The following is a 15,534-nucleotide window of genomic DNA, read 5'->3' as shown; positions in this document are numbered from 1 at the left end:
ACATGGCCGATTTCAAACCCGGGCTGGAGGGCGTCGTCGCCTTCGAGACCGAGATCGCCGAACCTGACCGTGAGGGCGGCGCGCTGCGCTATCGCGGGGTCGACATCGAGGATCTGATCGGCCAGGTGTCGTTCGGCAACGTCTGGGCACTGCTGGTCGACGGCCGGTTCGGGCCGGGCCTGCCGCCGGCGGAACCGTTCCCGGTGCCGGTGCACTCCGGTGACATCCGCGTCGACGTGCAGTCCGCGGTCGCCATGCTGGCCCCGTACTGGGGTCTCAACCAACTGCTGGACATCTCCGACGAGCAGGCCCGTGAGGATCTCGCCCGGGTCTCGGTGACGGCGCTCTCCTTCGTCGCCCAGTCCGCTCGCGGCCTCGGCCTGCCGGCCGTGCCGCAGAAGGAGATCGACAAGGCGCAGACCATCGTCGAGCGGTTCATGAAGCGCTGGCGCGGCGAGCCCGACCCCCGGCACGTCAAGGCCGTCGACGCGTACTTCATCTCGGCCGCCGAGCACGGCCTGAACGCGTCCACCTTCACCGCTCGCATCGTCGCCTCCACCGGGGCGGACGCGGCGGCCTGCATCTCGTCGGGCATCGGCGCCCTCTCCGGCCCGCTGCACGGCGGTGCCCCGTCCCGGGTGCTCAGCATGCTGGAGGCGGTGGAGCGCAGCGGCGACGCGGAGGGTTACGTCAAGGGCGTCCTGGACCGCGGCGAGCGGTTGATGGGCTTCGGCCACCGCGTCTACCGCGCCGAGGACCCGCGCGCCCGGGTGCTCCGGCGCACCGCCAAGGAGCTGGGCGCGCCGCGCTTCGAGATCGCCGAGGCGCTGGAGAAGGCCGCCCTGGCCGAGCTTCAGGCCCGCCGCCCGGACCGGGTGCTGGCCACCAACGTCGAGTTCTGGTCGGCGGTGGTGCTGGACTTCGCCGAGGTGCCGGCGCACATGTTCACCTCGATGTTCACCTGCGCCCGGATGGGCGGCTGGAGCGCGCACATCCTGGAGCAGAAGCGGTTGCAGCGGCTGGTCCGCCCATCCGCCCGCTACGTCGGCCCGGAGACCCGCAAGCCGTCCGACGTCGAGGGCTGGGCGGCCATTCCGCACGGCGTCTGAGCGGTACGAAAGGGGCCCTTCCTCGACGCCGGACGTCGGGGCGGGGCCCTTTTCGATGACTGCCGGCGCCAACTGTGGCGAAGGCCTCAGACCTGCCCTCGGGGGCCCGGCTTCCACCGATGGGTCCGGGTGCGAGGATGGGGGCCGGCAGTGTCGCCGGCCCGCCCTCGCCCTTGCGGAAGGATCTTCAAGACCGTGGCTGACGCACCGATCATCCGGATTCCCGATGAGATCAAGCCCGCCGACGGACGTTTCGGCTGCGGCCCGTCCAAGGTCCGCCCGGCGGCGGTGTCCGCTCTCGCCGAGGTCGCGACCACCTACCTCGGCACGTCGCACCGGCAGAAGACGGTCCGTGACCAGGTGGCCCGGCTGCGCTCCGGCATCGCCGAGTTCTTCTCGCTGCCCGAGGGCTACGAGGTGGTGATCGGCAACGGTGGCACCACCGCGTTCTGGGAGGTCGCCACCTTCGGTCTGATCCGCGACCGGGCCCAGTTCGCCAGCTTCGGCGAGTTCGGCGCCAAGTTCGCCAAGTCGGTCAAGGACGCCCCGTTCCTGGGTGAGCCGACAGTCCGCAAGGCCGACGCGGGCAGCGCCCCGACCCTGGTCGCCGAGTCCGGCGTGGACGCGTACGCGACACCGCAGAACGAGACCTCGACGGGTGTGGCGGTTCCGATCAGCCGGGTGGCCGGGGCCGACGAGGGCGCGCTGCTGCTTGTCGACGCGACCTCCGGCGCGGGTGGCCTGGACGTCAACGTCGGCGAGACCGACGTCTACTACTTCGCTCCGCAGAAGTGCTTCGGTTCCGATGGCGGGCTCTGGCTGGCTCTGATGTCCCCGGCCGCACTGGACCGGGCCGCCGAGATCAAGGCGTCCGGGCGCTACATCCCGGCCTTCCTCGATCTGGTCACCGCGATCGACAACTCGCGGCTGGAGCAGACCTACAACACCCCGGCACTGGCCACCATCTTCCTGGCCGCCGAGCAGACCGACTGGATGAACGCGCAGGGCGGTCTGGCCTGGGCGGCGAAGCGCACCGCCGAGAGCGCCGCCGCGGTCTACGGTTGGGCTGAGCGGTCCAGCGTGGCCACCCCGTTCGTCACCGACCCCTCGTTGCGCTCCAACGTGGTCGCCACCATCGACTTCGCCGACGGGGTGGACGCCACGGCGATCGCGAAGGCGCTGCGCGCCAACGGCATCGTGGACACTGAGCCCTACCGCAAGCTCGGTCGCAACCAGCTGCGGGTGGCGCTGTTCCCGGCCGTCGAGCCGGCCGATGTCGAGGCGCTGACCGCGTCCATCGACTACGTGGTCGAGCGACTCTGAGGTTCGTCACGTTCGGTGTCCGTGGAGGCCTCCACAGACACCGAACGTGATCATCGCCGCAGCTCAGTCACGACATGCGGGGTGTCGCTTCCCCCACCCCGAGGCAGATGCGCGTACGGTGGTCCGAGACGCCTGGGTGGCCGACTCGTGGCGTGCGGCCAGCGAAGCGGGACGGAGGCAACGCTATGCGCCCAGTACGCTTCGTCGCCCTCTCCGAGGACGGCCATGCCCTGGTTCTCGCCGACGAGGTGGGGCGGCTGCTCGCCCTGCCCATCGACGAACGGATCTCCGGTGCGTTGCACGCCGAGCCCGGCTCGCCGCCGCTCGCGGTGGCTCCGACCGCCGCCGACCCGGTTCCGTCTCTGTCTCCTCGGGACATTCAGGCCCGCATCCGCTCCGGTGAGTCCGCGGAGGATGTCGCCCGGATCGCCGGCGTGCCGGTCGACCGGGTGCTGCGCTATGCGGGCCCGGTGCTGCAGGAGCGGGCGATGCTCGCCCAGCACGCCCGCCGCACCCGCCTCAAGGGTGCGGAGAAGCCCACCCCGCTCGCCGAGGTGGTCAACGGCCGGCTGAGCCAGCACGGCATCGACACCGAGAAGATCTCCTGGGACGCGTACCGGCGTGACGACGGCACCTGGCGGATCATCGCCACCTGGCCGTCGGGCAAGGCCACCGCGCAGGCCATCTGGGACCTCGACAAGACCCGGCAGCAGGTCACCCCGCACGACGACATGGCGCAGTACCTGTGCGCGGAGCGGCCCACCCCGATCCTCGGCCAGGAGCCGGCACCGGAGCGGGGCGGGCACGGCCTGCCTGGTCCGTCGCGTGGTGAGCCGAGTCGTGGCGGGCACGGGTTGCCAGCGGCGTCCGAGCACCCGCGCCCGGGCCGCGATCCGATCCGGGCCGGCCGGGACGCCCTGCTCGCATCGCTGGACCGTCCGCTCGGCGCCTCCTCGGGACGCGGGCTGGAGCCGCGTACCCCGGCGGCGCTCGCCGCTTCGGACGCGCCCCGGCAGCGGCCGGTCGGTGGGGGTGCCGCCGCCCTGCTCGGCGGTGGCCAGGGGTCGGCCTTCGACGACGATTCGGACGCGCCCAAGGAGGTGCCGGCCGTGCCGTCGCTGGCGGTGCTCCGGCCCCGCCGCACGGGCGCTGCGGCGGCCGCCGGCGGCGAGTCGACCGACGCCAGCGGCAAGCCGCGCAAGCGGTTGCCGAGCTGGGACGACGTTCTCTTCGGCAGCGGCCCGGCCGCGCGTGAGTCCTCCTGACGCGCGCGTTGACGGGTGACCTCGCGTCACCCGTCAACACGCGCGTTCGGACCTCACCGACTGTCTGCGGCGGCTTCGCGGTGAGGTGCCGCGACCAGGCGTACGGCCTCGGCCACGGCCCGGAAGTCCTTCTTGAGAATCGCGCCGTGGTTGCTGGCGACCTTCGCGCCGATAGTGATGTTCGGGTTGCGGGCGATCACCGCGTCGAGGCCGGCCCGGATCTGTTCCTGCTCATCGCCGCGGCTGCCGAGGGACCTGCCCGAGGCAACCACGTACCGCACCGGGACGGTGATGGCGTCCAGCACCGGGCCGAGTTCGCGCTCGCGGGAGAGTTCGCCGAGCTCGATGTTGCTGTTCGCCATCTGGTCGGCGGTCATCCGTGGGGTCAGGCCGGTCGGGCGCAGCAGGGGCATGAACAGGTTCATCCGGCGGAACAGCGTACGGATCCGTTGCGCCGTGGCCTCGTCGAGCCAGTCGTGCGGGAACGCGCCGTCGACGAGGACCGCGCCCAGGGCGCGCTCCGGATTCCGGTGGGCCCAGTGCGCCCCGACGACCGCTCCGTAGGACCAGGCCACCAGTAGCACCCGGTCGACGTTCCGGGCCGCGAGCACGGCGTCGACGTCCCGGACGACTGCCTCGAAGGAGTAGTCCGCCGAACGCTTCGACTTCTTGCCGCGGGCCCGCTCGTCGTAGGTGATGTGGCGGAATCCGGTGCCGAGGTCGGCGATGACCCGCCGCCAGTAACCCTGGGTGGCGAACTGGCCGTTGAGGTAGACCACGGGGATGCCGGTGCCGCCGGTGTCGGTGACAGCGAGGGCCGTGTCGTCGACCGGCACCATGCCGGTCCACGTCGAACTGGTGTTAGGGATCGTCATGTCTGCACTCCTGGTCGGGTGGAAGGTCGGGTGGAAGGTCGGGTGCGATTCAGAGGCTGCGGGCGGTGATGTCGCCGTAAGAGGTGGTGGCGCGGATGTCGAGCGCGGTGGTGCCGTCGTTCTTGAGGCCGTTGCTGATGCGGCCGAAGCCGGTGCCGGCATCCAGGGCGGCCGAGACGCCGGTGGCGGCGACGACCGAGATGTCGCCGGACTGGGTACGGAGCACGACCGTGCCGTGCACGGCCTCGGCGATCCGGATGGCACCCCTCGCGGTGCTGATCTCGGCGGGGCCGTTCAGCCGGCCGACCTCGACGTCGCCGTCGATCGCGGTGAGGCGGACGCTCGCGGCTTCATCGATCTTGATCTGGCGGTACGCCCCTTCGAAGGCGACATCCCCCAGACGCCCGACGCTACGGAGTTCGGCGCTGGCGGACGTGCCGTCGATGCGGGAGCCGGCGGGCAACTGGACGGTGACCTCCAGGGATCCGGACGGACCGAAGAGCGGGTTGCCCGGGGCCGCCGTCGTGATCCGCAGGACGCCGTCGGCATAGGCGACGGCGGTTTGCTCGGCGGCTCTGACGTCGCGGCTCTTGGCGGGGTCAGCCGGCCGGACCTCGACGGTGGTGTCGGCCCGGTGTGCGGCGATGAGCTGGATGCGCCCGGCGGGGATGTTCAGGATGGCGGAGATCGGGGCGGGGGTGTCGAACTTCTGCATGGCGCTCTCCCGTGCATGGCCGTTGTTTCTGATGTTTGAAACGCTACGTTGCTTTCCAAAATCCGGCAACGACTTCATTGCGTAGGGCAGGCGTTTTCGCAGCTAGACCCTGCACAATCATTGCAATGGACGACGAGATAACGCAACGCCCGAGCGCCGCGCCATTGCAATGAGAAGGAAGTGAACGCTACCGTGGGGGCAGCGAACGCCGTTGCCGGATCACCAAGGAGACAACGATGCCCGGAGGCAGGCTCAGCCAGCAGGAACGCCAGCAGATCGCGCTGGGGCTGGCCGACAGCCTCCCCTACGCGGAGATCGCTCGACGCCTCGACCGTCCCACCTCGACGATCACGCGTGAGGTGATGCGCAACGGTGGCCCCACCGCCTACCGCGCCGACCTGGCGCACCGGGCCACCGAACGTCGCGCGCACCGGCGCAGCCCGTCCTCGTCGCGGAGGGCCGAGTCGGCACCCCAACCGCACGGGCGGGACGCCCGGGCCGTCGCCGAATACGAGGAGACGTTCACCACGGTCCTCATGACCTCGGGTCTGAACCGGATGGCGGCCCGGGTGCTGACCTGTCTGTACACCACCGACTCGGGCAGCCTCACCGCGTCCGCGCTCGCCCGGCACCTCCAGGTGAGCCCAGCGTCCATCTCCAAGGCGATCGCCTTCCTGGAGAGCCAGAGCCTCGTCCGGCGGCACCGCGACGAACGCCGCCGCGACCTCTACGTCGTCGACGACGAGCTCTTCTTCCAGGCGACCATCGCCAGCGCCCGCGCCAACGACCAGCTCGTCGCCACCGCACGGCAGGGCGTGGCCCTCCTCGGCTCGCACACCCCCGCCGCCGCGCGCCTGGAGAACATCGCCCGCTTCCTCGACTTCATGAGCGAGAGCATCACCCGCGCCGCCGAACAGGCCCGCGAGGTCCTGCACACCAGACCGGCCACAGCCACGCCCCAGGATCAGAGCGGCCAGGCGGCGATCCGTTCGTAGCGCGGCGGGGTGCCGAGGTGGCTGCGCACGAGTAGCAGCTCGGGCACCGGCCACGGTGGACCTCGATATCCGTCCAGGCTGGCCCGGTCGGCCTCGACGTCCGCCGGGGGCATCCGGTCGCCGGGCCGGGCGACGGTCAGGTGCGGGCGAAACGGCTTCTCGTCGTGCGGTAGCCGGGCGTTCCGCAGCCGCGACCGGACCAACCCCGCCAGGTCGTGCAGCGCCTGCACGTCTCCCCGCAGGTCCACCCAGAGCACCGTGGACCGGCCCCGACCGAACCGGCCACCGCCACCGAGGCTCAACCGGGGTACGGCGTCGCGGCCGTCGCGGAACGACTCGGCGGCCAATCCGAGCGCGCTCTCCACCTCGACCAGCCGGTCGGACCCGACCTCGCCGAGGAACGCCAGGGTGAGGTGCAGATGGGCCGGTTCGGCGAGCCGGACGTTGGTGCCGGCCGCAGCCGCCACGCCGACACGCAGCCGGGCAACCTGCGCGCCGAGGTGGTTGACCGCCTCGACGGACGGATGGACCGCGACGAAGAGCCGCAAACCGTCGGCCCGCTCAGCGGTGCCGTTGCCGGTGCCCGGCCCGGGCCGCCGGCAGGGCCAGCCCGGCGGCGTGCAGCACGCCCTCCACCCGGACCCGCTCGATCTCCTGGTCGACGCCCTCCAGCTCGGCGAGGTGTTCGGCGACGCCGAGGGCACGGCAGGCGCGTCGAAGCCGGTCGTCGTACGCCTGTAGCAGCGCGCTGTGCCAGACCATCGACCGGCCCGCGCCACCGATCCGCTGACCGCCGAGCCGGCGCAGGTCGGCGGCGAGTTGCTCCAGCGGCCGGCGGTCATCGCGATCGAACTCACTGAGGTCGATGTCCCGGGTCAGCGCGTCGGCCTCGACGGCCCGGTCGAGACGGGCGATGGTGCGTTTCTCCCGTCGGCGCTCACGCCACTCGGACCAGCCGCAGACCACCCGGTCGACGATCTCGTCGTAACAGAAGAGCAGGGCGAATGCCGCCGGCAGGGTGGCCACGGCGAGGAACGCCAGGGCCAGCATCAGCGCGCGTCCGACACCCACGTATCGACGCTAAGCCCCGACGTGCCACCCCGCCAGCGATTTGGCCGCATCCGCGCGATCCGCGCAACCGGACGCGGCCCGCCCCACTCGGGCGCCCGCCAAACCTCAGCAGTCGGTGGAGGTGACGTAGAAGCGCGGCATCGGCAGCACCCGGAAGCGCAGCCGGGCACCGGAGTGGCGCAGCTGCCAGGTGAGGGCGACCAGCGCGGCGGCCAGCGAGATGAGCCCGCCCATCCAGATGCTGGCACCGGCACCGAAGTGCTCAGCGACCCAGCCGATCAGCGGCGCGCCGACCGGGTTGGTCCCCAGGAACACCAGCACCCACAGGGCCATCACCCGACCCCGGAATGCCGCGTCCACACCCAACTGGACCCGCTGGTTGGCGGCCTGGGCGAAGAAGACCATGAAGAAGCCGGTCGGCAGCAGCAGCGCCACCACCAGCCAGTACGCCCCGGCGAGCCCGACCAGGGTGCCGAAGCTGGCACAGGCGATCGCCGCACCCAGCACCAGCCAGACCGACGGGCGGCTACGCCGACCGGTGCCGCTGAGCGCCCCACCGAGCGCGCCGACGGCCAGGGCGGTGCTGAACAGGCCGAAGGACGCGGCCCCGGTGTGGAAGACCGTCTTGGCCAGCGCGGCCAGGGTGAGCTGGAAGTTGAACAGCGACATGCCGATCACCGACATGACCGCCATCGGCAGCAGCAGATCCGGCCGGCGCCAGACGTACCGCAGGCCGTCGATTACCTTCGCGGACGCCCGCTCGTCGCGCGGCAGCAGAGCCTCGCGGTGCAGTTCGGCGGTCCGCATCCGGACCACGTTGACCAGCGGCGCGACCGAGCTGAGGGCGGTGAAGAGGAAGACCGGGCCCACGTCGAACGCGGCGATGGCCAGGCCGGCGACGGCCGGGCCGACGATCCGGGCCGAGTTGAACACGGCGGCGTTGAGTGACAGCGCGTTGGGCAGCAGGGGCGTGCCGACCAGTTCGGAGACGAACGCCTGGCGGACCGGGGTCTCCACGGCGTTGGCGGTGCCGAGCAGCGCGGCGAACGCGAAGACGTGCCAGAGCTGCACCAGGTCGGTGAGGACCAGCACGGACATGCCGAGGGCCAGCACGGTCCAGAAGGCGTTCGCGGCGAAGAGCAGCACCCGCTTGTCGTACCGGTCGGCGAGCCGGCCGGAGAAGAGCGTGAGCAGCAGCACCGGGGTGAACTGACACGCGGTGACCACGCCGAGCGCGGTCGCCGAGTTGTCGGACAGATCGAGGACGAGCCAGTCCTGGGCGATGAACATCATCCAGACGCCGATCAGCTTGATCAGCTGCCCGGATGCGAAGAGGCGGTAGTTGCGGACCTGTAGGGACTGGAACATCGTGCTCAGCTTCGCCTGCACTCTTGGTGCGCCTCCTCGGACGTACGCGTCATCGTCAGGTGACGGCACGGACCCGGTGGCGCGGGTGCGGCTCAGGCGCGAGCGAGCTGCTGAAGAATCTCGGCGGCCCTCTGCAGGGTCTCCCGTTCGTCCTCGTCGAGTGCGGCCAGCCGGTGGGCCAACCACTCGTCGCGGGCCCGCTCGAACTGGTCGAGCACGGCCTGCGCTCCTTCGGTCGCTGCGAGAATGACCTGCCGCCCGTCGGTCGGATGGGGTGTCCGCTGCACGAGGCCGCGTTCCTCCAACTTCCCGACGATCTTGGTCATCGTCGGCGGCTGCACCCGCTCCACGTCGGCCAGCTCCCGGGGTGTCATCGCACCCGCCAGCCGCAGGCTGGTGAGCGCGGAGACCTGGGTGACCGTGAGGTCGCCGACCGGCCGGGCCTGTCGGACCCGCCGGTTGAGTCGGGTGATCGCATCACGCAGCTGGGGAGCCAGCTGCGCCGGTGGCACGCGTTTCGCCGTCACCGTCCGCTCCGTCACAGTAGTTAGCTTAACTAATGAGCATGGCTAACGACATCCGTTATGACCAGGCTCACGAGGGGCTTCAGATGGTACGGGCGGGGAATCCTGACCGACTCCCCGCCCGTACGCGCCTCAGAGCACCAGGGACTCGATCGGCCCCCGCAGGAAGTACAGCACGAACAGCGCGGCCACCCCGTACAGCAACGGGTGAACCTCCCGGGCCTTGCCCCGCGCCAGCTTGACCACCACGAAGGTGATCAGGCCAGCGCCGATCCCGTTCGAGATCGAGTAGGTGAACGGCATCAGCACGATGGTGAGGAACGCCGGAATGGCGATCTCGTAGTCGGACCAGTCGATGGTCCGCACGGCGGTCATCATCAGGAAACCGACCACCACCAGAGCCGTCGACGCCGCCTCGAACGGCACGATCACGACCAGCGGCGCCAGGAACATCGCGAGCAGGAAGAGCGCGCCGGTGACCAGGTTGGCCACGCCGGTCCGCGCACCCTCCGCGACACCGGCGGCGCTCTCGATGTACGACGTGTTGCTGGAGGTGCTGGCCGCACCGCCGGCCGCCGCGGCGATCGAGTCGACCAGCAGGATCTCCTTGGCCTTCGGCGGAGTGCCCTGCTCGTCGAGCAGACCACCCTCCTGGCCGACAGCGACCATGGTGCCCATGGTGTCGAAGAAGTCCGTGATCAACAGCGTGAAGATGAACATCAGCACGACCAGCCAACCGGCCTTACCCCACGAGTCCAGCACGTTGAACTTGCCGAGCAGCGACAGGTCCGGCAGGTCGACCACCGTCTTCGGCAACTCCGGCACGTTCAACGACCAGCCCTTCGGGTTGGGCTGACCGTTGACGAACGACGGGCCGATGTTGCCGATCGCCTCCACGATCACCGCCAGCACCGTCGACGCGAGGATGCCGATCAGGATCGCACCCTTCACCCGCCGGACCACCAGCACCAGCGTGATCAGCAGACCGACCACGAAGACCAGCATCGGCCAGCTCACCAGCTTGCCGCCGATGCCCAGCCCGACCGGGACGGTGGTGTTGGCGGCGTCCGGGATGCGACGGACGAAGCCGGCGTCCACCAGACCGATGATGGTCAGGAACAGGCCGATGCCGACCCCGATCGCGGTCTTCATCTGGGTCGGGACCGAGCGGAAGACCGCGGTCCGCAGACCGGTCAGCACCAGCACCGCGATGATCACACCCTCGATCACCACCAGGCCCATCGCGTCGGCCCAGGTCATCTCGGGGGCGATCTCGTACGCCACCAGGGCGTTGACACCCAGACCGGCAGCGAGCGCCAGCGGGAACCGGCCGACCACACCCATCAGGATGGTCATCAGGCCGGCGACCAGCGCGGTCGCGGCTGCCAGCGCGGGAATCGGGAGGCTCTTGCCGTCACCGTCGACGGCGCCGCCCAGGATCAGCGGGTTGAGCACCACGATGTACGCCATCGTGAAGAAGGTCGCCAGGCCACCGCGTACCTCGCGGCTCAGCGTCGAGCCACGGGCGGAGATCTCGAAAAAACGGTCGAAACCGTTACGCGGATGAGCGGGGTTGGGAGGTGTGCCGTTCTCGGGCGGCGCTACGGCCATCAGGTCCTCGCAGGTGATCTTCCGGTTGTCGCGCGCATCGTCCCAGATCGTCGGTGGGCAGCGGAAGTACATCCCGTACGCTTGCCGGGTGCCGAACGAGCAGCCACCGCGACCCGCACCACTGGATCCGCCGATGGTGCCGTTCGCGCTCGCCGGGTTGGTCGCATGGGCGGTGGCCGGATTGGTCCTGCTGATCTTCTTCCGGGGCTGGCTCACCGACAACGGTCACCAGAACTGGCTCTGGACCTGCCTCGCCGGCTTCCTCTGGGGTTTCCCGGGCCTCGCCGTGATGATGCGCCACGACGCCAACCGACGCCGACGCCGCGCGAAGTGAGCTGGGCACCGCGCCGGAGCACTCCGGCGCGGACGATCAGGAGTGCCCGTACGGCTCCGCCGGCTCGGCCGCCTCGACCGAGCCCGGGGCCCGGCTGACCGACATGGCTTCCACCGCGCTGTCGTCGTACACCGTGGGCAGCTCGTCGACAGCGGTCTCCGCCGCCTCGATCAACGTCTCGGAGTGGGCGCCGCAACCGTGATCGGCGCTCACCACCCGACCGTCGTCGGGTGCGTAGAAGTTGCCGCACGCCCCGAAGGCCTGCCGCATCGCACCGGCCAGCGGCAGGTAGAAACCGCAGGTGCCGCAGCGGGCGGCGGCCGGAGCGGCGGTCGAGATGGCCGCGGCGGGGCCGTGCTCACCGTCGTACCAGCGCTGCGCCGTGTCGATGCGGCCCTCCCGGGAGAGCACGCGGGCGCGCCCGAGGCCCAACTCCCACGCCGTCTCCTCGACCGCCGGGTCGTCGGAGAGCAGGTAGCCGGGGACCAGCCGGTCGTCGTCGGGCGAGGTCGGAAGCAGGTCACCCGGACCCAGGTCGCCCGGCTTGAGCCGCTCCTGCCAGGGCAGCCAGCCGGGCGCGAGCAGCGCGTCCGGGCCGGGCAGCAGGACCGTCTCGCAGATGGTCACCGTCTTGCTGCGCGGCACCCGGGTGACGGTGACCGCCCAGCGCCAACCGCGGTAACCGGCGAGGCGGCATTCGAAGTAGTGGGTGACCAGCCGATCGCCCTCGGCCACAACCTGCAGGTGATCGCCGACGTCGTCGGCGTCCACCTCGGTGATGCCAGCGCGAGCCACCTCGACGGCGGCGGCGCAGACCTGGTCGAGGCGGGCGGCACGGGTGGAGGCGGGCCTGGTCACCTCACCATTGTTCCCCATGCGCCTCGCAGGGGTGACAGGGACTCCCGGGGAACCTTTCCCAGCGGTGGTGCGGCGTACCCGGATCAGATGGGCGAGGATGGTGCACATGCCGTCGTACTCCCGCTCCGGGCGTTCCGTCCTCGGGCGGACCGTCGGCACCGGCATTCGCGCCGTCCGTCTGCTGCTGCGCGGTTCGGTGGGCAGCGGCCGCTGGGTGACCCGCCGGGCCGGCCGGGCCCGCGCCCGGGGTGCCGGCGGCGAGGTCGGCATGGTTCGCCTCTTCGACCTGCACGCGCTCTCCTGCGCCGGTGACACCCTGATCGCCATCGGCCTGGCCGGCACGATCTTCTTCAACGTGCCGCTCGGCGAGGCCCGCAGCAAGGTCGCGCTCTACCTGCTGGTGACCATGGTCCCGTTCGCGATGCTCGCCCCGGTGGTGGGCCCGCTGCTGGATCATTTCCGACACGGCCGGCGGTACGCCCTGGCCGCGACGATGCTCGGCCGCGCCTTCCTGGCCTGGTTGATCTCCGATTACATCCACGGGTTCGGGCTCTATCCGGCCGCGTTCGGGGTGCTCGCGCTCTCCCGGGCGTACGGTGTGGCCCGCTCCGCGGCGGTGCCCCGGCTGTTGCCGGAAGGGCTCGGCCTGTCCCAGGTGGGCGCCCGGGCCAGCGTCTACGGCACTGTCGCGGGCGCGCTGGTGGCACCGATCGGGTTGGCCGCCTTCTGGTTCGGCCCGCAGTGGCCGTTACGGGTCGCGTCGGTGATCTTCCTGGTCGGCATGGTGATCTCGCTGCGGCTGCCACCGAAGGCCGACTCGGAGCCACCGGAGCGGGTCCCCCGGCCCCTCCGCGCGCTGGGCCGCCGCCGTGGTGACCGGCCACTGGGCCGGGGCCGACCGTCCGGCCGGCTGGTGATCGCCACCCTGATCGGCGCCGCGATGCTCCGCGCGCTCTACGGTTTCCTGCTGCTCTTCCTCGCCTTCGCGATCAAGAAGGGTGACCTGACCACAGTGGTGTTCGGCCGGGATCTGGGTGCCGAGTGGGCGCTGGGCGTCGTCGGCGGCGCGCTCGCGGTCGGCACTTTCCTGGCCACCGCCATCGGCACCCGACTGCGCATCCACCGGCCGACCGCCATCCAGTCGAGCAGCATGATCATCGTGGCCGGCGTCGCGGTGCTCGCCGTGATCCAGTTCTCGCTGGTGATGGTCGCCCTGCTCTGCCTGGTCGCCGCTATGGTCAGCGGGGTGGCGAAACTGGCCGTGGACGCCTCGATCCAGGAGCGCATCCCGGAACGGTTGCGGGCCAGTTCCTTCGCCCACTCCGAGACGGTGCTGATGCTCGCCTTCGTCGCCGGCGGCGGGCTCGGGCTAGTGCCGTTCGACGGTCGGATGGGTATCGCCGTCGCCGCCGGGGTCGGCGTACTGGCCGCGATCCGGGGTGTGCTGGCCGCCGCCCGGCTGCGCGGCGAGAAGCTGGCCGGCCGGCCGCTCGGTGACGACGAGCTGACCGAGGACGAGCCGGCGGACGAGCCCGGGAATTCGGCACCGACCTCACCGGCACCGGCCCAGACCAGCTCCCCGCAGTACGACGACCCGAGCCTCGCCCCGCCGGGCTACCACATCTACCGCCCGTCGTCGGCGGTCGGCGGCCCGGGTGGCGGAGCCGACGACGAGACCCGCCGGGAGTCCCCCGGCTCACTCTCGTGACCGGTCTGCTGGTGGTGACGGCGGTTCCCGCCGAGGCGGACGCGGTCCGCGCCGGACTGACCGACCGCACCGTGACCGTCACCCCGATCGGTGTGGGTCCGGCCATCGCGGGTGCCGCCACCGCTCGGCTGTTGGCACTCGCCGAGGCCGCCGGCCGGCCGTACCGTGCGGTGGTCAGCGCCGGTGTGGCCGGCGGCTTCACCGGGCGGGCCGAGGTCGGCGACACGGTGCTCGGCACCGCCAGCATCGCCGCCGACCTGGGTGCCGAGTCGCCCGACGGCTTCATCCCCGTCGACGAGCTGGGCATGCCGCCCGCACTGCTCGGTGCCGGCAGTAGGGTGCCGGCGGACGCGGGCCTGCTGGCCACGCTGCGGGCCGCCCTCCCGACGGCCACGACCGGGCCGGTGCTGACGGTCAGCACCGTCACCGGCACCGCCGCCGGGACCGACGAGCTGCGTCGGCGGCATCCGGAAGCGGTCGCCGAGGCCATGGAGGGGTACGGCGTGGCGGTCGCCGCCGCGCAGGCCGGGCTGCCCTTCGCCGAACTGCGCACCATCTCCAACCCGATCGGCCCGCGCGACCGGGACGCCTGGCGGCTGCGCGAGGCCCTCGCCGCCCTGACCGCCGCAGCCCCGGCACTGCGCTGACCCAGCCGACCCTCACGTGCTGAGCCAGCCGAGGTTCAGGAGAAACAGCGCTTGCCCGGCCGGCCCAGACGCAGTGCGGCTGGACGTTGCCCCTCGATTGCGAAGCCACACGCCAGCAGCAGTTCGATGCCGAAGCCCTCGGCGGTGGCCGCTGCGTCGTCGATGCCCGCTTCGCGCATCCCGGCTATCAGTGCAGTGACCAGCCGACGACCCAGCCCCAACCGCCGATAGCGGGCATCGACGAGCACACCGTCGAGCACCATCTCCCGCTCTGGCATGCCCGGATACCACTCCCCGAACTCCAGAAACGGGCTGCGCTCATGGGCCCGCAGTTCACCGACCAGCTTTCCGTCGGGAAGCTCCGCAACGTACCGCCAGGAGGTGGCCGGCAGGTCATTACCGAACACCCGGCGCACCTGCGCGGTGCGTTGCACCTCGGCACCCCACCGCCGGTTGTCGCGATAGCGCCGATTCAGCTCGTACGCGGCCGGCGGCAGCGGGAGCGGATAGCGCTCGGGCGGCAACCGGTACCACTCCGCCCACCAGGCCCCGGGCCAGTCCCGAGGCTCGTGGACCGGCCACACATCCAGGTGGGCCGGGTATCGACGTCCGGCCTCGTCCCGCATGTCGTCGTGCGGCACCGGCGTGGGTTCGGTGATGCCGGAGATGACAGTCGGGGTGCCGATGGCCAGCTGCCCACCCGCCGCCCGGGCGAGACGCTCCACTGTCCGGAATCGGGGATTGATCGCGCGTCCCGACTCGATCCGGGCCAGCGTCGGCTGCGGCACCCCGGATCTCTCGGCCAACTGCCGCTGACTCAGATCGGCCCGCCGACGCAGAGCGCGCAGCGCCAGGCCGAGCTCGACGCCATTGCCCTCGTCGGTGCTGTCGCCCCCGTCGGTGCTGTCGCCCCCGTCGGTGTGGTCGCCCCCGTCGGTGTGGTCGCTCGCCTCGGTCACGGACCGATGCTCCCCGCTGGTCAGCGCACTATCAACACCGTCATCGGGACTGTGGATAAAGCTGTGGACAACCCCTCGGGTCGGTGGACGACCCACTCCGCAGACCTCCTTTGGAGCTGAATCGTCTGCGACATCACCACGACCTGCGCCACCACGACCTGCATCCCCGACC

16 protein-coding genes are annotated in these 15,534 nt (G+C 71.2%); 7 read left to right on the top strand and 9 right to left on the bottom strand.

Annotated elements, in window-relative coordinates; translation table 11 throughout:
- Nucleotides 1–2 precede the first annotated feature (2 nt).
- The 3 genes from QSK15_RS03075 (at nucleotide 3) to sepH (ending at nucleotide 3,697) form a co-directional block, all read left to right on the top strand.
- Entirely contained in the window at nucleotides 3–1,109 is a 1,107-nt protein-coding gene (locus QSK15_RS03075; protein ID WP_030329620.1) for a citrate synthase 2, read from the top strand.
- Nucleotides 1,110–1,304: 195 nt separating this feature from the next.
- On the top strand, nucleotides 1,305–2,432 hold the full coding sequence (serC, locus tag QSK15_RS03070) for a phosphoserine transaminase (protein ID WP_030329622.1): 1,128 nt from the start codon (nucleotides 1,305–1,307) through the stop codon (nucleotides 2,430–2,432).
- 185 nt (nucleotides 2,433–2,617) lie between these two features.
- Nucleotides 2,618–3,697, top strand: coding sequence for a septation protein SepH (sepH, locus tag QSK15_RS03065; protein ID WP_285792784.1), 1,080 nt, complete (start codon nucleotides 2,618–2,620; stop codon nucleotides 3,695–3,697).
- A gap of 53 nt (nucleotides 3,698–3,750) precedes the next feature.
- Here the strand turns inward: sepH and QSK15_RS03060 are convergent, their stop codons facing one another.
- Nucleotides 3,751–4,572, bottom strand: coding sequence for an alpha/beta fold hydrolase (locus tag QSK15_RS03060; RefSeq protein WP_285792783.1), 822 nt, complete (start codon nucleotides 4,570–4,572; stop codon nucleotides 3,751–3,753).
- A 49-nt stretch (nucleotides 4,573–4,621) separates the two neighbouring features.
- On the bottom strand, nucleotides 4,622–5,287 hold the full coding sequence (locus tag QSK15_RS03055; RefSeq protein ID WP_285794318.1) for a DUF4097 family beta strand repeat-containing protein: 666 nt from the start codon (nucleotides 5,285–5,287) through the stop codon (nucleotides 4,622–4,624).
- A 236-nt stretch (nucleotides 5,288–5,523) separates the two neighbouring features.
- On the opposite strand from QSK15_RS03055, the gene QSK15_RS32580 reads away from it, so the two are divergent.
- Nucleotides 5,524–6,282, top strand: a complete 759-nt coding sequence (locus QSK15_RS32580) for a helix-turn-helix domain-containing protein (protein ID WP_377631410.1) — start codon at nucleotides 5,524–5,526, stop codon at nucleotides 6,280–6,282.
- On the opposite strand, the gene thpR is transcribed toward QSK15_RS32580, so the two are convergent.
- The 5 genes from thpR to QSK15_RS03020 form a co-directional block, all read right to left on the bottom strand.
- Nucleotides 6,252–6,830, bottom strand: a complete 579-nt coding sequence (gene thpR, locus QSK15_RS03040) for an RNA 2',3'-cyclic phosphodiesterase (RefSeq protein WP_285792782.1) — start codon at nucleotides 6,828–6,830, stop codon at nucleotides 6,252–6,254. The genes QSK15_RS32580 and thpR overlap by 31 nt on opposite strands.
- Before the next feature lie 13 nt (nucleotides 6,831–6,843).
- The gene (locus QSK15_RS03035; protein ID WP_285792781.1) at nucleotides 6,844–7,353 is read right to left on the bottom strand and encodes a hypothetical protein; all 510 of its coding nucleotides are present in this window, start codon (nucleotides 7,351–7,353) and stop codon (nucleotides 6,844–6,846) included.
- A gap of 105 nt (nucleotides 7,354–7,458) precedes the next feature.
- The gene (locus tag QSK15_RS03030) at nucleotides 7,459–8,742 is read right to left on the bottom strand and encodes an MFS transporter (RefSeq protein WP_285792780.1); all 1,284 of its coding nucleotides are present in this window, start codon (nucleotides 8,740–8,742) and stop codon (nucleotides 7,459–7,461) included.
- Nucleotides 8,743–8,813: 71 nt separating this feature from the next.
- Nucleotides 8,814–9,263 carry a MarR family winged helix-turn-helix transcriptional regulator gene (locus QSK15_RS03025; RefSeq protein ID WP_279514852.1) on the bottom strand — a complete coding sequence of 150 codons (450 nt, stop codon included), beginning with the start codon at nucleotides 9,261–9,263 and terminating at the stop codon, nucleotides 8,814–8,816.
- A 114-nt stretch (nucleotides 9,264–9,377) separates the two neighbouring features.
- Nucleotides 9,378–10,856: an NCS2 family permease gene (locus QSK15_RS03020; RefSeq protein WP_285794316.1), complete on the bottom strand. Its 1,479-nt coding sequence runs from the start codon at nucleotides 10,854–10,856 to the stop codon at nucleotides 9,378–9,380.
- An 88-nt stretch (nucleotides 10,857–10,944) separates the two neighbouring features.
- Here QSK15_RS03020 and QSK15_RS03015 point away from each other — a divergent pair, with 88 nt between their 5' ends.
- Entirely contained in the window at nucleotides 10,945–11,190 is a 246-nt protein-coding gene (locus QSK15_RS03015; RefSeq protein WP_285792779.1) for a DUF2530 domain-containing protein, read from the top strand.
- A gap of 36 nt (nucleotides 11,191–11,226) precedes the next feature.
- Here the strand turns inward: QSK15_RS03015 and QSK15_RS03010 are convergent, their stop codons facing one another.
- Complete coding sequence (locus tag QSK15_RS03010) at nucleotides 11,227–12,066, bottom strand: DUF3027 domain-containing protein (RefSeq protein ID WP_285792778.1); 840 nt, start codon at nucleotides 12,064–12,066, stop codon at nucleotides 11,227–11,229.
- Between the two features lie 88 nt (nucleotides 12,067–12,154).
- On the opposite strand from QSK15_RS03010, the gene QSK15_RS03005 reads away from it, so the two are divergent.
- Together QSK15_RS03005 and QSK15_RS03000 are read left to right on the top strand one after the other, a co-directional pair.
- Nucleotides 12,155–13,756, top strand: a complete 1,602-nt coding sequence (locus tag QSK15_RS03005) for an MFS transporter (RefSeq protein WP_285792777.1) — start codon at nucleotides 12,155–12,157, stop codon at nucleotides 13,754–13,756.
- Nucleotides 13,753–14,403, top strand: coding sequence for a futalosine hydrolase (locus tag QSK15_RS03000; protein WP_285792776.1), 651 nt, complete (start codon nucleotides 13,753–13,755; stop codon nucleotides 14,401–14,403). Before QSK15_RS03005 ends, QSK15_RS03000 begins: the two co-directional genes overlap by 4 nt.
- Before the next feature lie 35 nt (nucleotides 14,404–14,438).
- Here QSK15_RS03000 and QSK15_RS02995 read toward each other — a convergent pair whose 3' ends face one another.
- Nucleotides 14,439–15,362: a helix-turn-helix domain-containing protein gene (locus tag QSK15_RS02995; protein WP_285792775.1), complete on the bottom strand. Its 924-nt coding sequence runs from the start codon at nucleotides 15,360–15,362 to the stop codon at nucleotides 14,439–14,441.
- Between the last annotated feature and the right edge of the window lie 172 nt (nucleotides 15,363–15,534).

The organism is Micromonospora sp. NBRC 107095 (genome assembly GCF_030269705.1).
Classification (GTDB): Bacteria; Actinomycetota; Actinomycetes; order Mycobacteriales; family Micromonosporaceae; genus Micromonospora; species Micromonospora parva.
This window is presented reverse-complemented; position numbering and strand designations above follow the sequence as displayed.